Raw genomic sequence first — 23,656 nt, 5'->3', positions numbered from 1 at the left:
GGTTCACTTTCCGCGGACGAGGGCCATGACCTTGGCGGCGTCCAGCGTGCGCGCCTGCTCGCGCATCTGCGGCAGGTACTGCTGGTGCAGGCCCTGGGCCTGCTGGGTTAGGCTGGCGTAGCTGTCCTTGAGCAACTGGTTGGACAGCACGCGGCCGCCCGCGTAGTAGCGCTTGGCCACATGGCCCAGCGCGTAGGTGGTGGCGAAGCTCATGCCCGAGCTGACGGCTTGTTTGCCGACGCCGCCCAGCAGCCCGCCGCCCAGCTTGCCGAGCAGGCCGCCCAGCAGCTTGCGGCCGGCCTGCTCGAGGTACTGCGAGGTCAGGCCCACGCCCACGGTGGCGAGGAAGTCCTTGATGTGGCCGCTGTCCAGCTGGTAGCCATGCGACTTGCCGATGTTGAACACCAGGCGCATCTGCAGCGGGATGATGGCCATGGTCGACAGGCTCTCGGGCAGCAATTCCAACGCGCCGTTGAGGATGGCGGCGTTCAGGATGCTCTTGTCGAGCGCGGCTTCGTCCACCGTGGGCCGCGCAGGCGCGGGGGTTGCATCGGCGGTCACCAGCGGCGCGGCCGCCACGGCATCGGCCTGCTGCAGGAAGCCATCGGCCGCGCCGGGCGCGAGCGCGAGGGCGGCCTTGGCCTCTTCGAGGAAGCGCAACTCGGCCGGCGAGTGCAGGCCATCGGCATCGCAGACGCAGACGGCCATCTCGTAGGCCAGCTGGCGCACGTCGGCGCCGGGCAGGGCAGCGGCGATGCTGGCCAGCTGCACGCGCTTCATGAGCACGTCCTGCACCAGCGAGGGCAGGTGCACGCCGTCGGCCTGGGTCAGGTTGTCGGCGATGCGGCGGATCTCGGCGCGTTCACGCGCGTGCTTGTCGCCATCGACAAAGGCGGCCATCAGGGCCAGCGACAAGATGGCCCGGGTTTCTTCAGCGGTCATGGAAAGTTCTCGGCAGCTTCGACATGCCCCGGCAGCAGGGCGGCCCGGAGCTTAAGCTGGGCTGTCGGCCAGGGCCCGCAAGGCCTTGGCCACCGGATGGTGATCGACGGGGCGCACCAGCCGCTCGACCTCGCGGCCGTCCTGCAGGAACACCAGCGTGGGCCAGAGCTTCACGCCGAACGAGCGGCCCAGCGGGCGGCCCCGGCCATCGGCGATCTTGATGTGGCGCACACCGGGCCTGTCTTCGAGCGCGCGCGCGATGGCGGGCTGGGCGGCGCGGCAGAAGCCGCAGAAGTTGTCGCCGAATTCCAGCAGCACGGAGCCGCGCATGGCATCGACCTCGGCGCGACCGGGTTCGTCGGAGGTGTAGGGTGTGGACATGGCGCGATGGTAGAGGCGACAGACTCAGCGGCCCTGCACGGGCGAAGGCGGTGGCTGCTTGTGCACCCGGGCACGCTCTTTTTCGGCGCGCTCCCTGGCCTCGGCTTCGGCTTCGCGTGCGGCTTCGGCATCGGCCCTGACCTGGGCGCGCGCGCGTGCCTGGCGGGTCGCTTCGTCGGTATCGCCGGCCGATTCGCGCACCGGGTCGGTGATGGCCTTGCCCAGCGATTCGAGCGCGCTGTCGGTGTGCGCAGGGCGGGACGGCGTGGGCTCGGCGGGGCGGTCGGGCAAGGTCATGGCGCTCTCCTGTTGTGCTGTGCCTGCATGCTCGGTCCAAGGCGCTGGGGATGCTGCCGGCCGGTGCCCCGCACGCGCGCGGCGGCGGGGCGCTGGTGGACGTAGTCGCCCGCCTACAGCATGGGTCAGGCGTCAACCCAGACGTACAGGCACGAAGATCTTGTCCTCGCCGCGCTGGATCAGCAGCGCCACCGACTTGTCGGCCTTGGCCACGGCGGCGCGGGCCTGCTCGGTGCTGCTGACCGGTGTGCCGTTGATGGCCAGCAGCACGTCGCCCGCCTCGACGCCCGCCCGGGCTGCCGCGCCGCCGACCTGCTCGACCACCAGGCCGCCATCGGCCAGGCCGGCGGCCTGGCGCTCCTGCGGCTGCAGCGCGCGCAGTGCCAGGCCCAGCCGGCCCTGCGCCGCGGCATCGGGCGTGGCCGCGGCCACGGCCTGGTCCTTGGCGCCGCCGAGCCTGGCGCGGATCTCCTGCGCGCCGCCCTTGCGCCAGACGTCCAGCCTGACCGTCTCGCCCGGGGCGGACAGGCCGATCGCGGCCGGCAGGTCGCCCGAGGCCACGATGGTCTTGCCATCGATCGCGCGGATCACGTCGCCGGGCTGCAGGCCGGCCTTCTCGGCCGGGCCGCCCTTCTCGACGCTGGCTACCAGCGCGCCCTCGGGCTTGTCCAGCTTGAACGAGTCGGCCAGCGTCTGGTTCACCTCCTGGATGGCCACGCCCAGGCGCGCGTGCTCGACCTTGCCGTGCTGCACGATCTGCTGCTGGATGCGGCCGGCCAGGTCGATCGGGATCGCGAACGACACGCCCTGGTAGCCGCCCGTGCGGCTGTAGATCTGCGAGTTGATGCCCACCACCTCGCCGCGCGTGTTGAACAGCGGGCCACCGGAGTTGCCGGGGTTCACGGCCACGTCGGTCTGGATGAAGGACACCGCGCTGTCGCTGGGCAGCGAGCGGCCCTTGGCGCTGACCACGCCGGCCGTCACGGTGTTCTCGAAGCCGAACGGCGAGCCGATGGCCAGCACCCATTCGCCGCTTTGCAGGTCGGCCGGCGAACCGATCTTCACCACGGGCAGGTTCTTCGCGTCGATCTTGAGGACGGCGATGTCGGTGCGCGGGTCGGCACCCAGCACCTTGGCCTGGTACTCGCGCCGGTCCGTCAGCTTGACCGTGACCTCCTTGGCGCCCTTCACCACATGGGCGTTGGTCAGGATGGTGCCGTCGGCACTGACGATGAAGCCCGAGCCCTGGCCGCGCACGAGCGGGGCCTCCTCGCGCGGCGCACGTCCCTGGCGCGGGCCCTGGCCGGGCTGCTGGAAGCGGCGGAAGAACTCGAAGAACGGGTCGTTGCCGAACGGGTCGTCGCGCTGCGCGGCGCGCTCGTCGGCATCGGCCGGGTCGGCGGTGCCGGTCACGCTGATGTTGACGACGGCGGGGCCGTACTGGCGCGTAATTTGTGCGAAGTCCGGCAGCGCAACAGATACAGGTGTTGCAGTTGTAACTATTGGTGTTGCGGCTGCATGCGCCGTTTCGGTGCGCACCAGACCCACACCGGCGCCACCGATGGCTCCGGCGGCCAACAGGGCCAGCACAAGGCGGGAATTTTTCACGGAAAACTGGCTGAATCTCGGGTCCATGGTGTCCATCCTTCAGGTGGGTTGCGGATGTCCGAAATGATGAGGAGGCAGCCTTAGACCAGACTTAAACGTCTTGTATACCGTTTCAAATCCTTACTGTCAGAAGTAGCAGCTGACGTGTGCTGAGGAGTCTTGATGCAATCGTGCACTTTGTTGCAAAGCAGTACGCCTGTGTACCCCGCGCAAGGCCTGACATGAACGATCAAGAACTACTGGAATTCGTGGAGGACGGTGCCCCGTCCGCGCCGGAGACACCACAGGACGCCACACCCTGGCGCATCCTCGTCGTCGACGACGATGCCGATGTGCACGAGAGTACGGCCTTCGGCCTGCGTGGCATGGAGATCGAGGGCCGGCCGCTGCAACTGCTGCATGCCTACTCCGGGGCGGAGTCGGTTGCACTGCTCGCGCGTGAGCACGACATCGCGGTGATCCTGCTCGACGTGGTCATGGAAAGCGAGGAGGCGGGCCTGGCGACAGTGGGCCGCATCCGGGGTGAGCTCGGCCTGGCCCATGTGCGCATCGTGTTGCGCACCGGCCAGCCCGGCCATGCGCCCGAGATCGACACCATCCGGCGCTACGACATCAACGACTACAAGACCAAAAGCGAACTCACGCGCGTCAAGCTCTACACGGCGCTGACGGCAGCGATCCGCTCCTACGACCAGTTGCAGCGGCTGGACGCCAGCCGCCGCGGGCTGGAGAAGATCATCGAGGCCAGCAACCAGTTCCTGGCCGAGCAGGGCCTGCGCACCTTCGCCGAGGGCGTGATCACGCAGATCGCGAGCCTGATCGGCGTGCAGCCCGAGGGCCTGGTCTGTGCTTCGCGCCGCACGGCCGAAGGCGACGCGGCAACGCGCCACACCGTGATCGCGGCCGCCGGTGCCTTCGCCGAACTGATGGACCGGGACATCGCCGACATCGGCGACCGCGTGGTCGCCGAGAGCCTGGCCCGTGCGCTGGCCGAGCGCAGCAACGTGCTGGAGCCGCACCACCTGACGCTGTTCTTCGCGGGCCGCGACGGCAACGACTTCGCTGCCTTCGTGCGCGCCGGCACGCCGCTGCGCGACGTGGATGCGCGGCTGCTCCAGGTGTTCTGCGCCAACATCGCGCTGTCGGCTTCGAACATCGATCTGTTGGCGCGCCTGCGCGAGTACGCCTTCAAGGACCGGCTGCTGGACATGCCCAACCGGCTGGCGCTGCTGCAGCACATCGACCGGGAGATCCGCGCGGGCCACGGCCCCGGCCAGGTGCTGGCCTTGCTGGACATCGACCGCTTCGCCGAGACCAACGACATGTTCGGCTACGCCTACGGCGATCTGCTGCTGCAGGCCATCGCGCGGCGGCTCGCGCAGGGCCTGCCGCAGCAATGCCTGCTGGCGCGCGTGGCCGGCGACACGTTCGGCATCTGGGGCGCGCGCGCGGCACTGGAGCCGGCCCGGCTGGCTGCGCTGCTGGAGCCGGCGTACGTGATCGAAGGCGTGGCGCGGCCAGTGTCCTTCTCCATCGGCCTGGCGCCGAGCGATGCCGACACCGGCAGCGGCCAGGACATGTTCAAGAACGCCCTGATCGCGCTCAAGCAGTCCAAGAGCGCCGGCCAGGGCCACATCCACACCTACACCGCCGAGGTCGGCGTGGCCACGCGCGAGCGCACGCGGCTGCTGCACGGTCTGCAGCAGGCCTTCGACCGCGAGAACCTGTTCGTCGTCTACCAGCCGCAGCTGGCGCTGGCCAGCGGCCGCGTGATCGGTGCCGAGGCGCTGATGCGCTGGCGCACCGAGGAGGGGCGCTTCATCTCGCCGGCCGAGTTCATTCCGGTGGCCGAGCAGTCCGGCCTGATCGTGCCGATCGGCCACTGGGTGCTGCGCACGGCGCTGCGCGCGCTGGCGCGCCTGCGCCAGGACCAGGCCGATCTGCGCATGGCGGTCAATGTCTCGCCGCTGCAGTTCGCGCAGCCACAGTTTCTGGCCGGGGTCGACGCCGCGCTGCGCGAGGCTGCGCTGCCCGCCGACAGCCTGGAGTTGGAGATCACCGAATCGGTCGCCGTGATGGGCATCGAGCGTGTCTCGGCCCTGCTGGAGCAGATCAAGGCGCGCGGCATCGCGGTGGCGATCGACGACTTCGGCACGGGCTTCTCGTCGCTGTCTTATCTGGACCGGCTGCCGGCCGACCGGCTCAAGATCGATCGGGCCTTCATCACCGCGCTGGATTCGGGCGACGCCACCGCCCGCATCGCCGAGATGATCGTGCCGCTGGGCCACCGCCTGGGCATGCAGGTGCTGGCCGAGGGCGTGGAGACCGCATCGCAGGCCCAGGCCCTGCTCCAGCTCGGCTGCGACGAGGTGCAGGGCTACCTGTACGGCAAGCCCATGCCGCTGGACGCCTTCACCGCCTGGCTGGGCGAACGCCAAGGCGGAGCGTGAGGCGCCGCACCCTGCTCGCCGGCATGGGCGCGCTGGCCACGCTGGGCGGCTGCAGCCGCCCGGTGCCGATCAAGCTCGGCTTCCTGGCCGGCCTGTCGGGGCGCGCCGCGGTCACCAGCGAGGACGGGCGCAACGGCACCATGCTGGCCGTGGAGCAGGCCAACCTGGCCGGTGGCATCGACGGCCAGCCGCTGGAACTGCTGGTGCAGGACAACGGCGACGATGCGCAAACCGCCCGCAGTGCCCTGCAGGCGCTGGTGGCGGCCGGGGTGCAGGCCACCATCGGGCCGTTCTCCAGCCAGGTCGTGCAGGAACTGCTGCCGCTGGCCGAGAAGGCCGGCGTGCTGATGCTCAGTCCTACCGCCACCGCCGCGGTGCTGACGCGCCAGGACGATGCCTTCGTGATGCTCAGCCCATCCACGCGCGAACTCACGCGCGCTTACGCCGAACTGCTGTGGCAGCGCGGCCAGCGCCGGCTGGCCATCGCCACCGCCACGGATACACGCAACGGGCTGTACGCCATGGCCTGGCGCGACGGCTTCAGCGCCGCCTTCCTGGCCCTGGGCGGCGTGCTGACGGCGCAACAGGGTTTCGCCTCCGACGCGTCGACCGCCTACGGCGACGTCGTGCGTGCGCTGCTGAACAGCCAACCCGACGGCATGGTCTTCGCCTGCGGCAGCGTCGACGCCGTGCGCCTGGCCGTGCAGGCGCGCAAGCAGGACGCTGAACTGCCGGTCGCCGTGGCCGAAGGGGCTGGAGGCGAGGCCCTCATCGCGTTGGGCGGCCAGGCGGTGGAGGGCATCGTGGTCGGCCAGCTGCACGACCGCAGCAGCCGTGCGCCGCGCTACCTCGGCTTCGTCGATGCCTACCAGGCCCGCTTCGGCCGCCTGCCGGGCTACCACGCCGTGCTCTCGCACGATGCCGTCACCGTGCTGGTGCAGGCGCAGGCGCGCCGCAGCAGGGGCGAGCCGCTCAAGCAGGCCGTGCTGCACCACGGGCCTTACGACGGGTTGCAGCAGCCCATCGTGCTCGACCGGTTCGGCGACATGGTGCGCCGTCCGTACTTCGTCGTCGTGCGCGGCGGCCGTTTCGAGCCGCTGTGATGCGTTCCGGGCGGGTCTGGAGCCTGCGCTACCACCTGTTCGCGCTGCTGCTGACGACCATGGTGCTGACCTTCGCCGTGGTCAGCGCCGTGATGGTGTTCTGGCGCGTGCCGCAGATCGAGCGCGCCAGCCTGCAGGCCCTGACCAACGAGGTGCACGACGTGGCCGAAAGGCTGGAGCTGCTGCTGGGGGCGCGCCAGGCCAGGCTGGAATTGATGGCCAGCCGGCTGCGGGGCCGCACGCCGGAGCAGGCGGGCAGCCTGCTGGCGGCCAACCTGCGCGGCGACCGGCTGTTCCGCGCCGTCTACCTGGTGTCGCCGCGGGGACGGGTCGAGGCCGTCGGCCTGGCGCCGCAGGCCGGTGGCCGCGCGCAGGACTTCCTGGGCAGCGACCTGTCGTCCAACGCCTTGTTCAAGGCCGTCGGCGCGGGGCAGCCCACGGCCTGGAGCGGGCGCCTGCTGTCGGCGCTGTCCGGCGCCTTGGTCGTCGGGGTGGCGCACCGCGACGCGAACGGCCGCGTGCTGATCGGCGAGGTGCCCACGGCGGTGCTGCTGGACGACCTGCGTTCGGTCGCCGGCGAGGACGCTGCGATGGTCTGGGTGGTCGATGGCAGCGGCGAGGTGCTCGCCGACACCGAGGGCCGCTACATGGGCCGGCTCAACCTGCACAACTGGCCGCTGCTGCAGGCCGCGTTGCAGGGCCGGCCAGTGCCTGCCGACTTCGAGTTCGAGCAGCGCCCCATGCAGGCGGCGCTGGCACCGGCACCGACGCTGGGCTGGTACGTGATCGCCAGCATGCAGCGCGGCTGGGGCCATCCCGAGGTGCGCAGCACGGCGCTGTATGCCGGCGCCGGCTTCCTGGGCTGCCTGCTGGTCGGCCTGTCGGTCGCGCCGTTCTGGGCCGGTCGGCTGGTGCGGCCCTTGCGCGCCATCGTGACGCGGGCCGCGCTGAACACGGCCGGCCGCGCGGGCGGCAGCCCCTGGCCGCGCGGGCCGGTGGCCGAGTTCAACCGGCTGTCCGGCGACCTGGAAGCCATGTGCCATGCCGTGCAGGAGCGCGAACGCAAGTTGCAGGCCCTGTTCAACGTGGCGCCGGTGCCGATGGTGCTGACGGACATGGACGACGCCCACAGCTTCCTGGACGTCAACAACGTGTGGTGCGAGGAGATGGGTTACAGCCGCGCCGAGGCGGTCGGGCTCAACTCGACGGAGCTGGGCATGTGGAGTTCGACGCAGCGGCACGAGGCGCTGCTGCGCACGCTGGAGGACGGCAGCTTCGTCGGCGAGGCCGAGGTCATCTGCAAGAACGGCGAGGTCAAGCTCTACCAGTCCTTCGGGCGCGTGGTGCGCTTCAAGGACCAGAACCTGGTCGTGTGGGGCAGCATCAACATCGGGCCGTTGCGCGCGGTCGAACAGGAGTTGCGCGCGCTCAACCACGACCTGGAGGCGCGTGTGGCCCAGCGTGCCGATGCGCTGGCCACGGCCAACGAGGAACTGTCCGACACGCTGGCGCAGCTGCGCTCGGCCCAGACCGAACTGGTGCAGACCGAGAAGATGGCTGCGCTGGGGGGGCTGGTGGCCGGTGTGGCGCACGAGCTGAACACCCCGCTGGGCAACGGCGTCATGGCGGTCAGCGCGGTGGCCGACGAGACGCGCCGCTTCCGCGCAGCGATGCAGGCCGGCCTGCGCCGGGTCCAGCTGCAGGACTGGATCGACGGCCTGGAGCAGGGCTGCGACATCGCCGGGCGCAACCTGCGCCGCGCGGCCGACCTGGTGCACAACTTCAAGCAGGTGGCGGTGGACCAGACCAGTTCGCAGCGGCGCAGCTTCGAGCTCGGCGAGGTCGTGCACGAGCTGGTGGTGAGCCTGCGGCCGACCTTCTCGCGCACCCCCTACCGCATCGTCGTGGACGTGCCCGAGCACGGCCTGCGGCTGGACAGCTACCCCGGCCCCCTGGGCCAGGCCCTTGCCAACCTGATCCAGAACGCCGTGCGCCACGGCTTCGACGGCCGCGACCACGGCACGGTGCACATCAGCGCCGAGCGTGGCGAGGGCCAGACGATCCGGCTGCGCGTGGCCGACGACGGCGTCGGCATCCCGCCCGAGCTCATCGGCCGCATCTTCGATCCCTTCATGACCACCAAGAAGGGCCGGGGCGGCACCGGGCTCGGCCTGCACATCAGCTACAACGCCGTCGTCCAACTGCTCGGCGGCACGCTGACGGTGGACAGCGCACCGGGGCAAGGCACCGTGTTCGAGATGCGGCTGGCATCGGTGGCGCCGCGCACCGCGACGACCACCGAATCCGAGGCTGCCCTGTGACGACCGCCTCGCTCCCGCGCACCTGGCGCATGCGCACCCAGCTGTCGGCGCTGCTGGTCGCCACCATGCTGCTGACGGTGGCCGTTGTCGGCTCGGCGATCCTGGTCACGCGGCTGCCCGTCATCGAGCGCGACAGCCAGGCCGACCTGCAGGCCGAGGTGGAGCAGCTCGCCGCGCGCCTGGAGCTGCTGCTGGGCACCGCGCAAAGCCGGCTCGAGCTGCTGGACGCGCTGGTGCACGGCGTCGAGACCGGCCCCGCCAATGCACTGCTGGACGAAGGCTTGCGCGCGGGCCTGCGCTTCGAGGCAATCTACCAACTCTCGCCCGCCGGGGTGGTGCAGGCCGCCGGCCTGTTGGACGAATGGCAGTCCCGCCGGTCCGACCTGGTCGGCAGCGACCTGTCGTCCAACAGCCTGTTCCAGGAGGTTTCGCAACGCTCCGGTACGGTCTGGAGCGGGCGCTACCGCTCGGTGCTGACCGGCCGGCGCGCCTTGGGGCTGGCGGTGCGCGGCGAAGGAGACGAGGTGCTGATCGCCGAAGTGTCCCCGCAGGCGCTGCTGCGTGCAGTGCAGGTCGCGGCCGGACGCAGGGCCTCCTCGACCTGGATCGTCGACCGCCACGGCGATGTGCTGGTCGACACCGACGGTGGACGCGAACAGGGCCGGCTGAACATCCGCGACTGGCCGCTCATGCAGGCGCAGCCGACGGGCGGCGCGGGGACGGTCGCATTCACGCACCGCGGCCACACGCACCATGCGGCCATCGCCCACTCCGGCGCGCTGGACTGGTACTTCGTCGGCCACGCGCCGCAGGGCTGGGCCAATCCGCGGGTGCAGCAGCTGGTTTCCTACCTCGGCCTGTCCTTCGCCGGCTGCATGTTGGTGGGCCTGCTGGTCGCGCCATTCTGGTCCGAGCGGCTGACACGGCCCTTGCGGCGCATCCTGCAGCGCACCGCGCAGGCGACCCGCGGCGAGGCTGGCGAGGCCGCCTGGCCGCGTGGCCAGGTGGCGGAGTTCAACCAGCTGTCCGGCGATCTGGAATTGATGGCCAATGCCTTGATGGAGCGCGAGCACAAGTTCCTGGCGATCTTCAACGCGGCGCCGGTGCCGATGAGCGTGACCGACGCACGCCGCGGCTACATCCTGCTGGATGTGAACGAGGCCTGGTGTCGCGAGTTCCGCTACCAGCGCGAGCAGGTGCTGGGCCGCACGGGCATGGACATCGGCATGGTGTCGACGGCGCAGAGCGACGCCCTGCAGGTGCGCCTGCAGCGGCCGCGCCTGCAGGACGAGACGGTGCTGCGGCGCGGCGATGGCACACCGATCCAGGTGAAGGTGTTCGCACAGCGCCTGGTGCTGGCGACGCAGGAGCTGATGCTCTGGGCCACGGTCGACACCGGGCCGCTGCGCCAGGTCGAGCAGCAGCTGCGCGAACTCAACCAGCAGCTCGGCGCGCGCGTGGCGCAGCGCACCGAGGCGCTGGCCGCGTCCAACTCCGAACTGGCGGCCACCGTGGCGCAGCTGCGCGCGGCGCAGGAAGAGCTGGTGCGCACCGAGAAGATGGCCGCGCTGGGCGGCCTGGTGGCCGGCGTGGCCCACGAGCTCAACACCCCGCTGGGCAACGGCGTCATGGCGGTCAGCGCCGTGGCCGATGCGGTGCACCGCTTTCAGGCCGGCATGGCCGACGGCATCCGGCGCAGCGAGCTGCTGCAGCTGCTGGACAGCGTGGAGCAGGGCACCGACATCGCCCAGCGCAACCTGCACCGGGCCGCCGACCTGGTGCACAGCTTCAAGCAGGTCGCGGTGGACCGCACCAGCGCGCAGCGGCGCAGCTTCGAACTCGGCGAGGTGGTGCACGAGATGGTGGTGAGCCTGAAACCCAGCTTCTCGCGCAAACCCTGGCGCATCGAGGTGGACGTGCCGGCCGAAGGCCTGCGGCTGGACAGCTACCCCGGCGCGCTGGGCCAGGTGCTGGGCAACCTGATCCAGAACGCGGTGGTGCATGGCTTCGAGGGCCGCGACGCCGGCACGGTGCGCATCACGGCCGGGTGTGGCGAGGACCAGTCGGTCTGGCTGCGCGTGGCGGACGATGGCAAGGGCATCGCGCCCGAGCACATCGCGCGCGTGTTCGACCCCTTCATGACCACCCGCATGGGCCGCGGCGGCACCGGCCTGGGCCTGCACATCAGCCACAACGCCGTGACGACGCTGCTCGGCGGCACGCTGACCGTGCAGAGCGTGCCGGGCGAGGGTGCCTGCTTCGAGCTGCGCCTGCCGGCGCGGGCACCGCGCGTGCAGGAGGAGCAACCGTGGGCGGCATGACCAAGTGGTGGGCGCGATGAAGACTTTCGATCCATTCGGCGTCTGGCGGCTGGCACGGGGAGGCCACTGATGGGCGGCGGCACGATCTGCCACCGGCTCGCAGCGCTGCTGACCGCGCTGTGTGTGGCCGGCTGCGGGCCCAAGCCGGCCATCCGTGTCGGCTTCCTGGGCGGGCTGACAAGCCGTCCCGTCAGCTTCAGCGAGGAGGGGCGCAACGGTGCCATGCTGGCCATCGAACAGCGCAACCAGGCCGGCGGCGTCGGCGGTCGCCCGCTCGAGCTCGTCGTGCAGGACCATGGCAGCAGCGCCGAGCAGGCCACGCAGGCCTTCCAGGCGCTCGTGGGCACGCGGGTGGACGCCGTGATCGGCCCCTATTCGAGCGAGGCCGCTGTGGCGCTGCTGCCGGCCATCGATGCCGCGCACGTGCTGGTGCTGAGCCCGGTCGCCACCTCGGTCGCGCTGGCCGGGCGCGACGACGACCTCGTGCGCCTGAGCCGCACCACGCGCGAGAACGCGCAGGCGCTCGCGACCATGCTCCACCTGCGCGGCCACCGGCGCCTGGCGCTGGCCACCGACACCGGCAGCCGCTCCTACTACGTGGCCTGGCGCGACGACTTCCGCACCGCATTCACGGCGCTGGGTGGCCGCGTCGTGGCCGATGCCGAGTTCAGCCCGGCATCCCATGCCTCGCTCGACGACGTGGTGCGCACGGCGCTCGCGGCGGCACCCGACGGCCTGCTGGCCGTCTCCAGCAGCGTGGACGCCGCGCTCATCGCACAGCAGGTGGCCAAGCAGCCACGGCCCGTGCCCATGGCGGCCATTGCTGCCAGCGAGGCGCTGCTCGAACTCGGTGGCGGCGCCGTCGAGGGCATGCTGGTGGCGCAGGCCTACGACCGGGCCGACAGCTCGCCGCGTTTTCGCAGCTTCGTCGACGCCTACCAGGCGCGCTTCGGCCGCCAGCCCAGCTACAGCGCCATCGTCTCCTACGACGCGGTGCTGGTGCTGACGCAGGCCATGGCCCAGGTCGGACGCGGCGAATCGCTGCGCGACGCCGTGCTGCGCCACCAGCCCTACCAGGGCGTGCAGGGCGCGATCCGCTTCGACGGCTTCGGCGACGGCACGCGGCCTGCCTTCTTCAGCGTTGTGCGCAACGGCCGCTTCGAGCCCCTGTGATGCTGGTCCGCGGCCGTTGGGGAGTCTGGTCCTTGCGCAGCCATCTGTCGGTGCTGCTGATGCTGAGCATGCTGCTGACGCTGGTCCTGGCCGGCAGCGCCGTGCTGCTCTGGCGCATCCCGCGCATCGACAGCGCCGGTCGGCAGGCGCTGCAGCACGAGGTGGGCGAGATGGCGGCACGCATGGAGGTGCTGCTGGGCAACCGGCAGGCCAGGCTGCAGGCGCTGGCCGCGCTGCTGGAAGGGGGCATGACGCTGCCTCCCGATGCGCTGCTGGACCAGGGTGTGGGCGCGGGCGATGTGTTGAGCGTGGCCTACCGGTTGTCGCAGGAGGGGCGGGTGGTGGCGGCTGGCCTGCCGCCCGCGCTGCGGCCGCGGCGCGCCGACCTGCTGGGCAGCGATCTGTCGTCCAGCAGCCTGTACCGCGCGCTCGCCCACCGCGCCGGCGTGGCCTGGAGCGGCCGCCACCTCTCGGTGCTGAGCGGCCAGCTCACGGCCGGCCTCGCATTGCGCACGGAGGGCGGTGAGCTGCTGGTCGCCGAGGTGCCCTTGCGCATGCTGCTGGACACCGTGGAGACCGCCGCGGGCGCGGGTGCGTCGGCGATCTGGATCGTCGACCAGACGGGCGAGGTGATCGCCGCCACAGGCGGTGGCCGGGAGGTCGGCAAGGTCAACATCCGCAACAGCCCGCTCATGCAGGCGGTGGTCCAGGGCCAGGCCGGCGGGCGCAACTTCGCGTTCCCGGACGGCCAGATGCGCGTCGCGTTCGCGCATTCGCCGTCGCTGGGCTGGTACTTCGTCGGCCATGCACCCACCGGGCTGGCGGACCCGCAGATCCACGGCTTGGTGCTGGCGGTGGGCGCGGCCTTCCTGGCCGCCCTGGGCATCGGGCTGCTGATGACCCCGTTCTGGGCCGGCTACCTGGGCCGGCCGCTGCGGGACATCGTCGCGCGCGCTGCCGGCGCGCTGCGCGGCGAGTCCGCCCACACGGTCTGGCCGCAGGGATCGGTGGCCGAGATCAACCGTCTTTCGCACCACCTGGTCCGCATGGCCGCCGCCATGCGCGAGCGCGAGCTGGAGTTCCTGGCGATCTTCAACGCCTCGCCCGTGCCGATGGTGGTGACCGACGCCGACCGGGGCTACCGCGTGCTGCACGTCAACGACGCCTGGTGCCAGGCCCTGCAGTTCCGCCGCGAGGATGCCATCGGTCGCTCTGGCGTCGAGTTGCGGCTGTTCACCGCTGCGGAGCGTGACGCGCTGGGCCGGCAAAGCCAGGGCAGCCGCACGGTCAGCGAAGGCACGGTGCGGCGTGCCAACGGCGAGCGCATGCAGACCCAGTTCTTCGGCCAGCGCTTCGAAGTGGCGGGCGAGCGCTGGCTGATCTGGGCCTTGATCGACACCGGGCCGATCCGGCGTGTGGCGCAGCAGTTGCGCGCACTGAACCAGCAGCTCGAAGAACGCGTGCAACGCCGCACCACGGCGCTGGCGCGCGCCAACGCCGAGCTGTCGCAGACCGTGGAGCAGCTGCGCTCGGCCCGCAGCGAGCTGGTGCGGGCGGAGAAGATGGCTGCGCTCGGCAGCCTGGTGGCGGGTGTGGCGCACGAGCTCAACACGCCGCTGGGCAATGGCGTGATGGCCGTCAGCGCCATGGGCGATGCCACGCGGAGCTTCCAGGCCGCGATCCAGTCCGGGGTGCGCCGCGACGACCTGCGCCAGTTGGTCGACAGCATCGCGCAGGGCACCGACATCGCCAGGCGCAACCTGCGCCGTGCCGCAGAACTCGTGCACAGCTTCAGGCAGGCTGCGGCGGACCAGGCCGGCGCGCAGCGGCGCAGCTTCGAACTCGCCGAGGTGGTGCACGAGATGGTGGTGAGCCTGCAGCCCACGTTCGCTCGCCAGCCCTGGCGCATCGAGGTCGACGTGCCCGCCACCGGCCTGCGCATGGACAGCTATCCCGGTGCGCTGGGCCAGGCTCTGGGCAACCTGATCCAGAACGCGGTGCTGCACGGTTTCGACGGCCGCAGCCACGGCACGGTGCGGATCACGGCCGGGGCCCTGTCCGACCGGCGCATCTGGCTGCACGTGGTCGACAACGGGCGCGGCATCGCGGCCGAGCACCTGAACCGCATCTTCGACCCCTTCATGACGACCAGGATGGGGCGCGGTGGCACGGGCCTGGGCCTGCACATCAGCTACAACGCGATCGTCAACCTGCTGGGCGGCACCCTCACGGTGGACAGCGTGCTGGGCCAGGGGGCCTGCTTCGCGATGCGGCTGCCTGTCCAGGCGCCGCGCCCGACAGGATCCGATGCGGTGGAACTCCCATGAGCCAGCGCAGGCCCACCGCCCCCCCGGCTGGCACAAGCCGCCGTGCCTGGCTCGCCGCGGCCGCGACCGCGCCGTGGTTGCTGGCCGGCTGCGGCCCCCGGCGCGCGGTGCGCGTCGGCGTGCTGCTCGACCTGAGCGGGCGCTTCGGCAGGTTGAACGAGGACGGCGCCAACGGCGTGCTGCTGGGCGTCGAGCAGGTCAACCAGGCCGGTGGCGTGCAGGGGCGCCGGCTGGACATGCTGGTGCGCGACACCCGTGGCGTCGCCGCGCAGGCCGACGCGGCTGCCGCTGCCCTGCTGGCCGAGGGCGTGGACCTGGTGATTGGGCCCTTCTCCAGCATCGTGGCGGGCCGCATCGTGCCGCTGTTCGATGCGGCACGGGTGGTGCTGTTGTGCCCCATTTCCACCGACATGGCGCTCACCGGGCGCGACGACCACCTGCTGCGGCTGAACCGCAGCACGCGGGACAGCGCGGTCGACTATGCCCAGTGGCTGCATGGGCGCGGCCTGCGCCGCCTGGCCCTGGCCACCGACACGCGCAGCCGGGCCGGCGACGCCTGGCGCGGGCTGCTGCGCGGCGCGTTTGCCCGGCTCGGCGGGAAGGTGGTGGCCGATGCCGAGTTCGGCGCGTCCGCGCAGCCGACGGCGCATGCGCTGGTGCGCCAACTGCTGGCGGCGCAGCCGGACGGGCTGGTGTTCGCCTGCAGTGGTGTGGACGCCGCGCGCCTGGCCCAGCAGGCGCTCAAGCTCGGCGCGGGCCTGCCGATGGCGGCACCCGACTGGGCCGACACCCCGGCCCTGTTCGAGGTCGGCGGGCGCGCGGTGGAAGGCATGCTGGTCGCCTCGGCCTCCGATGTGGGCGACACCTCGGAGCGCTACCTCGCCTTCCACCGAGCCTATGGCAAGCGCTTCGGCACGCTGCCGAGTTACCGCAGCATCGCTGCGCACGACGCGGTGTCGGTGCTGGTGCAGGCGCTGCAGCGCGCCGCGCCCGACGAACCCCTGCGCGACGCGATGCTGCGCTGTGGCCCCTACCAGGGGGTGCAGCAGAGCATCGTCTTCGACCGCTACGGCGATGCCAACCGCCAGGCCTTCCACCGCATCGTGCGCAACGGGCGCTTCGAGACGACACCATGACAAGCCGCATGCCCGGACCGTGGCGCCGCCCCATCCTGCGCCTGCGCAGCCACCTGGCTGCGATGCTGGTGACCGCCACGCTGCTGAGCTTCGCTCTCGTCGCGGTGGCATTGCTGGCTTACCGCATACCGGGCATCGAGGCCGAAACCCGGCTTGCCCAGGCCCACGCGGTCGAAGCCATGCGCAAGCGCCTGGAATCGCTGCTGCAGCGCCACCGCGGCAGGCTGACGCTGCTGGAACAGGTGATCGACGCAGCGCCGCAGGCGGATGCCAACGCCGTGCTGGACGGCAGCATCGGCTCCAGTGGCGACAGCGGCGTGCTGCGCGCGCTCTACCGCGTCTCGGCCCAGGGCCGCATCACGGCCGTGGGCTTGCCGCCGCCGCTGCGGCCACAGCGCGAGGACCTGCTGGGCAACGACATGTCCGGCAACCCGTTGCTGCAGGCATTGAACGGGCCGGTGGACGCGTCCTGGAGCGTGCTCTACCCCTCCTTGCTCAATGGCGAACCCTCGGCGGCGGTGGCCCAGCGCGATGCGCACGGCGACGTGCTGGTCGCCGAGTTGCCGCTGGCCGCGCTGCTCGATGCCATCCGGGTCGTGGCCGAGGCGCGTTCGTCCACGATCTGGGTGGTGGACCGCGCCGGTGTGCTGGTCGCCGACAGCCGCGGCGGCGCGGACATCGGCAGGCTGAACATCTACGACCTGCCGCTGATGCAGGCCCTGCTGCAGGGGCAGGCGCCAGCCGAGCGCATGCGCCTGGAGGGCACCTGGTTCCATGCCACGGTGTCGTACTCGCCGGCACTCGGCTGGTTTTTCATCGGCCGGGTGCCTTCGGGCTGGGCCAACCCCGAGGTGCGCGACACCGTGCTGTCGGCCTCCGTGGGCGCGGCCGGTGCGCTGGCCGTGGCGCTGCTGGTCGCGCCTCTGTGGGCGCGCCGCATTGCGCGGCCATTGGACCGCATCATCGCGCGGGCCGACCGCAGCGCCAGCGGCGACGACGCCGCGCTGCCCTGGCCGCGCAGCTCCGTGGCCGAGTTCAACCGGCTGGCCGATGAACTGGGTTCGCTGACCGCCGCCGTGCACGCCCGCGAGCGCAAGTCGCAGGCGATCTTCCATGCCTCGCCGGTGCCGATGGGGGTGACCGATGTGGCCGACGACTTCCGCATCCTCGATGTCAACCAGGCCTGGTGCGAGGAGTTCGGTTTCCGGCGGGAGGACGTGCTCGGACGCACCGGCGCGGAGCTCGGTCTGTTGGTCGACCACAAGGACGAGGCTGCGCTGCGCCGCAGTGCGGAGCGGGGCGAGAGCATCGGCGAAGCCTGGCTGCGGCGCAGCGACGGCACGACCACGCAGGTGCATCTGCATGCGAAGCTGGCGCAGCTGCCCAGTGGCCTGCGCAGCATCTGGGCTTCGGTGGACGTGGGGCCGCTGCGGCGCGCCGAGCAGGAGCTGCGCGAGCTCAACCAGCAGCTCGAAGAACGCGTGCAGCGCCGCACGGCGGACCTGGCGCAGGCCAACGCCGAGCTGTCGCAGACGGTGCAGCAGTTGCGCATGGCCCAGGGCGAACTCGTGCGCGCCGACAAGATGGCCGCGCTCGGCGGCCTGGTGGCCGGCGTGGCGTCCGAACTCAACGCACCGCTGGGCCACGGCCTGGCGGCGGTCGACGCCATGGCCGATGCCGTGCGCAGCTTCCAGGCCGCGACGCAGTCCGGCGTGCGCCGCGGCGACCTGCAGCAACTGGTGGACGGCCTGGCGCAGGGCACGGACCTGGCCGAACGCAACCTGCGCCGCGCGGCCGAACTCGTGCACAGCTTCAAGCAGGTGGCGGTCGACCAGACCAGCGCGCAACGGCGCAGCTTCGAGCTCGGCGAGGTGGTGCACGAGATGGTGGTGACCCTCAAGCCCAGTTTCGCGGGCCAGGCCTGGCAGATCGAGACCGACGTTGCGGCCAGCGGGCTGCGGCTGGACAGCTATCCCGGCGCGCTGGGCCAGGTGCTGGGCAACCTGATCCACAACGCCGTCCTGCACGGCTTCGAAGGCCGCGCGCACGGCACGGTGCGCATCACGGCGGGACGCGGCCAGGACGGGCGGATCTGGCTGCGCGTGGCCGACGACGGGCGCGGCATCGCGGCCGAGCACATCGGCCGCATCTTCGAGCCCTTCATGACCACCCGCATGGGACGCGGTGGCACCGGCCTGGGCCTGCACATCAGCCAGAACGCCGTGGTCGAGCTGCTGGGCGGCACGCTCACGGTGCGGAGCACCGAGGGCCTCGGCGCCTGTTTCGAGCTGCGCCTGCCCGAGGTGGCGCCGCGCGCAGACATGCCGGAACCGCGGCCGGGCGGCGGCCATGCGGGTGCTGCCGCATGAGGACGCCGGGCCAGGGGACGGCGCTGCGCAGCGAGGCGCTCGCCCCGTCGAACAGGGCGCTGCGCCTGGCGCCTGCCGGACGGCGCTTGCGACGACACTCCCACGCCATGGCAACCGGCATGAACCCATTGCGCCGGGCGGGCGCCGCCCTGGCGCTGGCCTGTGCGGCCCTGGCGGGCTGCGGCCCCCAGCCACCGGTCCGCATCGGCTTTCTCGGCGGCGTGGCGGCCCAGGGCTTCAACGTCAGCGAGGACGGGCGCAATGGCGCGCAGCTGGCCGTCGAGGCCATCAACCGCGCCGGCGGCCTGCGCGGGCGCATGCTGGAGCTCGTAGTGCGCGAGCTTCCGTACGAGAAGGCGCAGTCGCAGGCCATGGCCGAGGCGCTGCGCGCGGTCCGGGCCGAGGCCATGGTCGGCCCGTTCACGAGCACCCAGGCGCTGGCCGTGCTGGCGCAGGCCGACGCGGCCGGCACACTGCTGGTGAGTCCCACGGCCAACGCGCCCGAACTCGGTGGGCGCGACGACCACTTCGTCCGGCTCAACAGCGCGCTGTCCGATTCGGCCGCCGCCTATGCCGAGGTGCTGGTCGGCCGTGGCCAGCGGCGCGTGGCCGTGGCCTTCGACGAGACCAACCTGGCCTACTCCAGCCCCTGGCTGGGTGCCTTGCGGACCAGCCTGCAAGCCCGCGGCGGCCAGGTGGTGGGCGAGACCGGCTTCGTTTCCGGCCCGGAGCTCTCGTACGCCGCCGTGGTCGGCAGCCTGCTGCGGCGCCCCGCCGATGCGCTGCTGTTCATCGGCCGCGGCGCGGACGCCGCGCGGCTGGCGCAGCAAGTGCGCCTGCAGGGCTCCAGCCTGCCGATGGCCGCGGCCGAGTGGGCTGCCACCGAGTCGCTGACCGAGCTGGGCGGCCAGGCGGTCGAGGGCCTGCTGACGGCCCAGCCCTACGATCCGTCCGACCGCTCGGCGCGCTACCAGGCGTTCCACCGCGACTACCAGGCGCGCCACGGCCGCGCGCCCGGTTTCGGTGCGCTCGGCGCCTACGACGCCGTGACCGTGCTGGCCGAGGCCATGGCACGCGCCGAGAAGGGCGAATCGCCCAAGGACGCCGTGCTGCGCCACGGCCCTTACCAGGGCCTGCAGCACGCCATCGCCATCGACCGCTTCGGCGACAGCAAGCGGCCGCTGCACTTCGTCGTGGTGCGCCAGGGCGCGTTCGTCAACCTGCCGTGATGCGGCGCGCGCGCAGGTCCGCGATCTCGGCTGCGCCGTAGCCCAATTCGCGCAGCAGCGCCTCGCCGTGCTCGCCGGTGGCCGGCGGCTGCAGCCGGATGCCGGGCCGCTGCCCGTCCAGCGTGAGCGGCAGCAGCGGCACCTTGGCCATCTGGCCGTCGTTCATGCGCAGTTCGCCGAAGCCACCGCTGGCGTTGAGGTGCGGATCGTCGAACAGCTCCTGCGGCTTCACGATCGGTGCGAACGGCAACTCGTGGGCCTCGAACACGGCCGCCAGTTCGGCGGCGCTGTACCCGGCCAGGTGCGTGCGCAGGATGGGCATCAGCCAGTCGCGCGCCAGCACGCGGTCGTTGTTGCTCGCCAGGCGCGGATCGGCCAGCAGCTCGGACAGGCCGAAGGCCTGGCAGAACACCGCCCACTGCTTGTCGCTGACCGCGGCCAGGAAGATCTGCGCGCCGTCCTTGACCGTGAACACGTCGTACACGGCCCAGGCCGAGATGCGGCTGGGCATGGGGTCGGCCGCGCGGCCGGTGGCAGCGAACTGCATCATGTGCTGCATGACCAGGAACACGTTGTTCTCGAACAGCGCGGACTGCACCTCGCAGCCCTGGCCGGTCTGCTCACGCTGGCGCAGCGCGGCCATGGCGCCGATGGCGCCGAACATGCCGCCCATGATGTCGTTGACGCTGCTGCCCGCGCGCAGCGGGTCGCCGCTGCGGCCGGTCATGTAGGCCAGGCCACCCATCATCTGCACCACCTCGTCCAGCGCCGTGCGCTTCTCGTAGGGGCCGGGCAGGAAGCCCTTGTGGCTCACGTAGACCACGCCGGGGTTCAGCTTCTTCACGCTGGCGTAGTCCAGTCCGAGCTTGGCCATGGTGCCGGGCTTGAAGTTCTCGCTCACGATGTCGGCCGTGGCCACCAGGCGCAGCGCAGCTGCGCGGCCCTCGGGCTGCTTCAAGTCCAGCGCGATGCTCTTCTTGTTGCGGTTGAAGGCCGGAAAGAAGCCCGCGCCCGCGCCGAGCAGCCGGCGCGTGTTGTCGCCCTCCAGCGGCTCGACCTTGATGACCTCGGCGCCCAGGTCGCCCAGCAGCATGCCGCAGGTCGGCCCCATGACCATGTGGGTGAACTCGACGATGCGGATGTTGGCGTAGGGCAGGGGCGCGGCAGCGGTATCGGTATCGGTCATGCGGGGGTGGGGTCGGGCGCGAAGCGCAGCGTGGCGGCCAGGCCGCCCAGGCGCGGGGAGGAGTCCAACTGCAGTGTCGCACCGTGGCGCTCGGCGATGGCCTGGGCGATGGTCAGGCCCAGGCCGCTGCCGCCGGCCGCCGCATCGGGGCTGCGGTAGAAGCGCTCGAACACGCGGGCGCGCTCGGCCGGCGCGATGCCCGGGCCGCTGTCGTGCACGGCCACGCTGCGCGGGCCCAGCACCAGGTCGATGCGGCCGCCTTCGGGGGTGTACTTGATGGCGTTGTCCAGCAGGTTGCGCAGCAGGATGGCCAGCGCGTCGGCGTCGCCGCGCACGGCGGGCAGTGCCGTCTCTTCGCCCTCGGTCTCCAGGCCCAGGTCGATGCCGCGCGCCTGGGCCTGCGGCAGGGCCTCGGCCACGGCCTGGCGCGCCAGCGGCGCCAGGGCCAGCGGCGGCAGCAGGGCGCCGTCCTGCACGGCGGCTTCCTGGCGCGCCAGCAGCAACAACTGCTGCATGAGCCGGATCGCGCGGTCGATGCCCTGCTGCAGCCGCGCCAGCGCGGTGGCGCGGGCACTGTCGTCGGCGGCGCGTTCCACGGCCTGGGCCTGCAGCTTGAGCGCGGCCAGCGGCGAGCGCAGCTCGTGCGCGGCATTGGCCACGAAGGCGCGCTGCGCCGCGAAGGCCTGGTCGAGCCGGCTGAACAGCGCGTTGATCTCGTCCACCAGCGGCAACACCTCGTCGGGCAGGCCGGCGCCCTGCAGTGGCGAAAGGTCGTCGGCCGCGCGCACCGCGACCTCGGCGCGCGTGCGCGCCAGTGGCGCCAGCGAACGGCGGATGCCCCACCAGGCCAGCAGCATGAGCAGCGGCGCGATCAGCGCCATGGGCAGCGTGGCGCGCAGGGCCAGCGCACGCGCGCGGGCCTGGCGCGCGTCCAGGTTCTGCGCGATCTGGACGGTCTGGTAGGGGCTCTGCACGCTGTAGACGCGGTAGTGCACGCCATCGAGCCGCGCGTCCGAGAATCCCAGCACGGCGCGTGGCGGCAGCGGCGTGGGCACGGAGCGGAACAGCTGCACGCCGTCCGGACCCCAGATCTGCACCAGGTATTCGTCGCTGCCGTCCACGTCCTGCGCGGGCGGCGCGAGCGGCAGGCCGCCGCGCAGCGCGTGCGCCATCTGCTGCAGGTGGTAGTCGAACATCTCGTCGGCCTGGCGCAGCGCGCTGCGCCAGGCCGTGCCGGCCAGCACGGCGGCGGCCAGCACGATGATGGTCATGACCGTGGCCAGCAGCCGGCGTTGGAGCGAATGGCGTGCAGTGCTCATTCCTTGGGCATCAGGTAGCCCAGCCCGCGCACGTTCTGGATCAGGCCGGGCCCGAGTTTCTTGCGCAGGCCGTGGACGTAGACCTCCACCGCGTTGGAGCTGATGTCGTCCTTCCAGCCGTAGAGCTTTTCCTCCAGCTGGGCGCGCGAGAAGACGACGCCGGGCCGGGCCATCAGCGTCTCCAGCACGGCCCATTCGCGTGCCGACAGCACGATGGGCTCGCCGGCCTTGCTGGCTTCGCGCGTGACCGGGTTGAGTGCCACGTCCTGGTAGCGCACCACGGGGTCGGCGCGGCCATGGGCGCGGCGGATCAGCGCGTGGATGCGGGCCAGCAGTTCGTCCAGGTCGTAGGGCTTGAGCACGTAGTCGTCCGCACCGGCGTTCAGGCCGGCCACGCGCTCGGCCACGGCGTCGCGCGCCGTCACGATCAGCACCGGCACCGTCTCCTGGCGCGCGCGCAGCGCACGCAGCACCTCCAGGCCGTCGCGCTTGGGCAGGCCCAGGTCCAGCAGCACGAGGTCGTAGCGTTCGGCCTTGAGCGCGGTGTCGGCCATCTCGCCGTCGCGCACCCAGTCCACGGCGAAGTGCTCGGCCCGCAGCAGGTCGAGCACGGTCTCGCCGATCATGGTGTCGTCCTCGACCAGAAGCAGTCGCATGGGTGTGTCCTCGTTGCGGGGGATTATCCAGAGGCCGGCGGCGCGAAGCTGAAGCGGGGCTGAAAGCCGGCCGCGGCCCCGGCCATGGCCTAATACCGGGTTTCTTCAAGGAGAGGCGACATGGGCGCACAGTGGAAATCGAAGGGCAAGGAGCTCGTGGCCAATGCCAAGGGCAGGCTGTTCAGCAAACTCGCCAAGGACATCATGCTGGCCGCGCGCGCCGGCGCCGACCCGGCCAGCAATGCCAAGCTGCGCCTGGTGGTGGAGCAGGCGCGCAAGGCCTCCATGCCCAAGGACACGCTGGACCGCGCCATCAAGAAGGGCGCGGGCCTGACCGGCGAGGCCGTGCACTTCGACCATGTGATCTACGAGGGCTTCGCGCCGCACCGCGTGCCGGTGATGGTCGAGTGCCTGACCGACAACGTGAACCGCACCGCGCCCGAGATGCGCGTGCTGTTCCGCAAGGGCCAGCTCGGCACCTCGGGCTCGGTGTCCTGGGACTTCGACCATGTGGGCATGGTCGAGGCCGAACCGGCCACCCCCGGCGCCGACCCCGAGCTGGCCGCCATCGAGGCCGGCGCGCAGGATTTCGAGCCGGGCCACGAGGAAGGCAGCACGCTGTTCCTGACCGACCCGGGCGACCTGGACCTGGTCAGCCGCGCGTTGCCGGCCCAGGGCTTCACGGTGCTGTCAGCCAAGCTCGGCTACAAGGCCAAGAACCCGGTCGATCCGGCCAGCCTGTCGGCCGCCGAGCTCGAGGAGGTCGAGGCCTTCCTGGCCGCCATCGACGCCAACGACGACGTGCAGAACCTGTTCGTGGGCCTTGGCGGCTAGCGCC

17 protein-coding genes are annotated in these 23,656 nt (G+C 71.7%); 10 read left to right on the top strand and 7 right to left on the bottom strand.

What is annotated here, in order from left to right; genetic code table 11:
• Positions 1-3: 3 nt before the first annotated feature.
• The 4 genes from ASF45_RS10095 to ASF45_RS10080 all read right to left on the bottom strand — a co-directional run bounded on the left by ASF45_RS10095 (position 4) and on the right by ASF45_RS10080 (position 3,255).
• Entirely contained in the window at positions 4-942 is a 939-nt protein-coding gene (locus ASF45_RS10095; protein ID WP_056660906.1) for a YcjF family protein, read from the bottom strand.
• A 51-nt stretch (positions 943-993) separates the two neighbouring features.
• Positions 994-1,323, bottom strand: a complete 330-nt coding sequence (locus ASF45_RS10090; protein ID WP_056660903.1) for a thioredoxin family protein — start codon at positions 1,321-1,323, stop codon at positions 994-996.
• A gap of 24 nt (positions 1,324-1,347) precedes the next feature.
• Positions 1,348-1,620 (bottom strand): hypothetical protein, encoded by a 273-nt coding sequence (locus tag ASF45_RS10085; RefSeq protein ID WP_056660900.1) that lies wholly within the window; start codon positions 1,618-1,620, stop codon positions 1,348-1,350.
• Between the two features lie 132 nt (positions 1,621-1,752).
• Positions 1,753-3,255, bottom strand: coding sequence for a DegQ family serine endoprotease (locus ASF45_RS10080; RefSeq protein ID WP_056661098.1), 1,503 nt, complete (start codon positions 3,253-3,255; stop codon positions 1,753-1,755).
• Positions 3,256-3,449: 194 nt separating this feature from the next.
• On the opposite strand from ASF45_RS10080, the gene ASF45_RS10075 reads away from it, so the two are divergent.
• From ASF45_RS10075 to ASF45_RS10035, 9 genes are all read left to right on the top strand, one after another.
• Positions 3,450-5,678, top strand: coding sequence for an EAL domain-containing protein (locus ASF45_RS10075; RefSeq protein ID WP_056660897.1), 2,229 nt, complete (start codon positions 3,450-3,452; stop codon positions 5,676-5,678).
• On the top strand, positions 5,675-6,781 hold the full coding sequence (locus ASF45_RS10070) for an ABC transporter substrate-binding protein (protein ID WP_156472938.1): 1,107 nt from the start codon (positions 5,675-5,677) through the stop codon (positions 6,779-6,781). The genes ASF45_RS10075 and ASF45_RS10070 overlap by 4 nt, the downstream gene beginning before the upstream one ends.
• The gene (locus ASF45_RS10065) at positions 6,781-9,102 is read left to right on the top strand and encodes an ATP-binding protein (protein WP_056660891.1); all 2,322 of its coding nucleotides are present in this window, start codon (positions 6,781-6,783) and stop codon (positions 9,100-9,102) included. Before ASF45_RS10070 ends, ASF45_RS10065 begins: the two co-directional genes overlap by 1 nt.
• Complete coding sequence (locus ASF45_RS10060) at positions 9,099-11,423, top strand: ATP-binding protein (protein ID WP_056660888.1); 2,325 nt, start codon at positions 9,099-9,101, stop codon at positions 11,421-11,423. The genes ASF45_RS10065 and ASF45_RS10060 overlap by 4 nt, the downstream gene beginning before the upstream one ends.
• A 69-nt stretch (positions 11,424-11,492) precedes the next feature.
• Entirely contained in the window at positions 11,493-12,596 is a 1,104-nt protein-coding gene (locus ASF45_RS10055; protein ID WP_056660885.1) for an ABC transporter substrate-binding protein, read from the top strand.
• A gap of 32 nt (positions 12,597-12,628) precedes the next feature.
• Positions 12,629-14,923, top strand: a complete 2,295-nt coding sequence (locus ASF45_RS10050; RefSeq protein ID WP_156472937.1) for an ATP-binding protein — start codon at positions 12,629-12,631, stop codon at positions 14,921-14,923.
• On the top strand, positions 14,920-16,059 hold the full coding sequence (locus ASF45_RS10045) for an ABC transporter substrate-binding protein (RefSeq protein WP_056660879.1): 1,140 nt from the start codon (positions 14,920-14,922) through the stop codon (positions 16,057-16,059). The genes ASF45_RS10050 and ASF45_RS10045 overlap by 4 nt, the downstream gene beginning before the upstream one ends.
• Complete coding sequence (locus ASF45_RS10040) at positions 16,056-18,428, top strand: ATP-binding protein (RefSeq protein ID WP_082550926.1); 2,373 nt, start codon at positions 16,056-16,058, stop codon at positions 18,426-18,428. The genes ASF45_RS10045 and ASF45_RS10040 overlap by 4 nt, the downstream gene beginning before the upstream one ends.
• A gap of 119 nt (positions 18,429-18,547) precedes the next feature.
• Positions 18,548-19,657, top strand: coding sequence for an ABC transporter substrate-binding protein (locus ASF45_RS10035; RefSeq protein WP_056660873.1), 1,110 nt, complete (start codon positions 18,548-18,550; stop codon positions 19,655-19,657).
• Here the strand turns inward: ASF45_RS10035 and ASF45_RS10030 are convergent.
• The 3 genes from ASF45_RS10030 to ASF45_RS10020 are packed head-to-tail and all read right to left on the bottom strand — an operon-like array spanning position 19,644 to position 22,818.
• Complete coding sequence (locus tag ASF45_RS10030; protein WP_056660870.1) at positions 19,644-20,843, bottom strand: CaiB/BaiF CoA-transferase family protein; 1,200 nt, start codon at positions 20,841-20,843, stop codon at positions 19,644-19,646. The two genes, ASF45_RS10035 and ASF45_RS10030, sit on opposite strands and share 14 nt — an antisense overlap.
• Positions 20,840-22,162 (bottom strand): ATP-binding protein, encoded by a 1,323-nt coding sequence (locus ASF45_RS10025; protein ID WP_056660867.1) that lies wholly within the window; start codon positions 22,160-22,162, stop codon positions 20,840-20,842. The genes ASF45_RS10030 and ASF45_RS10025 overlap by 4 nt, the downstream gene beginning before the upstream one ends.
• The gene (locus ASF45_RS10020) at positions 22,159-22,818 is read right to left on the bottom strand and encodes a response regulator transcription factor (protein WP_056660864.1); all 660 of its coding nucleotides are present in this window, start codon (positions 22,816-22,818) and stop codon (positions 22,159-22,161) included. Before ASF45_RS10020 ends, ASF45_RS10025 begins: the two co-directional genes overlap by 4 nt.
• 120 nt (positions 22,819-22,938) lie before the next feature.
• Here ASF45_RS10020 and ASF45_RS10015 point away from each other — a divergent pair, with 120 nt between their 5' ends.
• The gene (locus ASF45_RS10015) at positions 22,939-23,652 is read left to right on the top strand and encodes a YebC/PmpR family DNA-binding transcriptional regulator (RefSeq protein ID WP_056660861.1); all 714 of its coding nucleotides are present in this window, start codon (positions 22,939-22,941) and stop codon (positions 23,650-23,652) included.
• Positions 23,653-23,656 lie beyond the last annotated feature (4 nt).

Origin of the sequence: Pseudorhodoferax sp. Leaf265 (genome assembly GCF_001422365.1) — a bacterium.
GTDB lineage: Bacteria > Pseudomonadota > Gammaproteobacteria > Burkholderiales > Burkholderiaceae_C > Pseudorhodoferax.
This window is presented reverse-complemented; position numbering and strand designations above follow the sequence as displayed.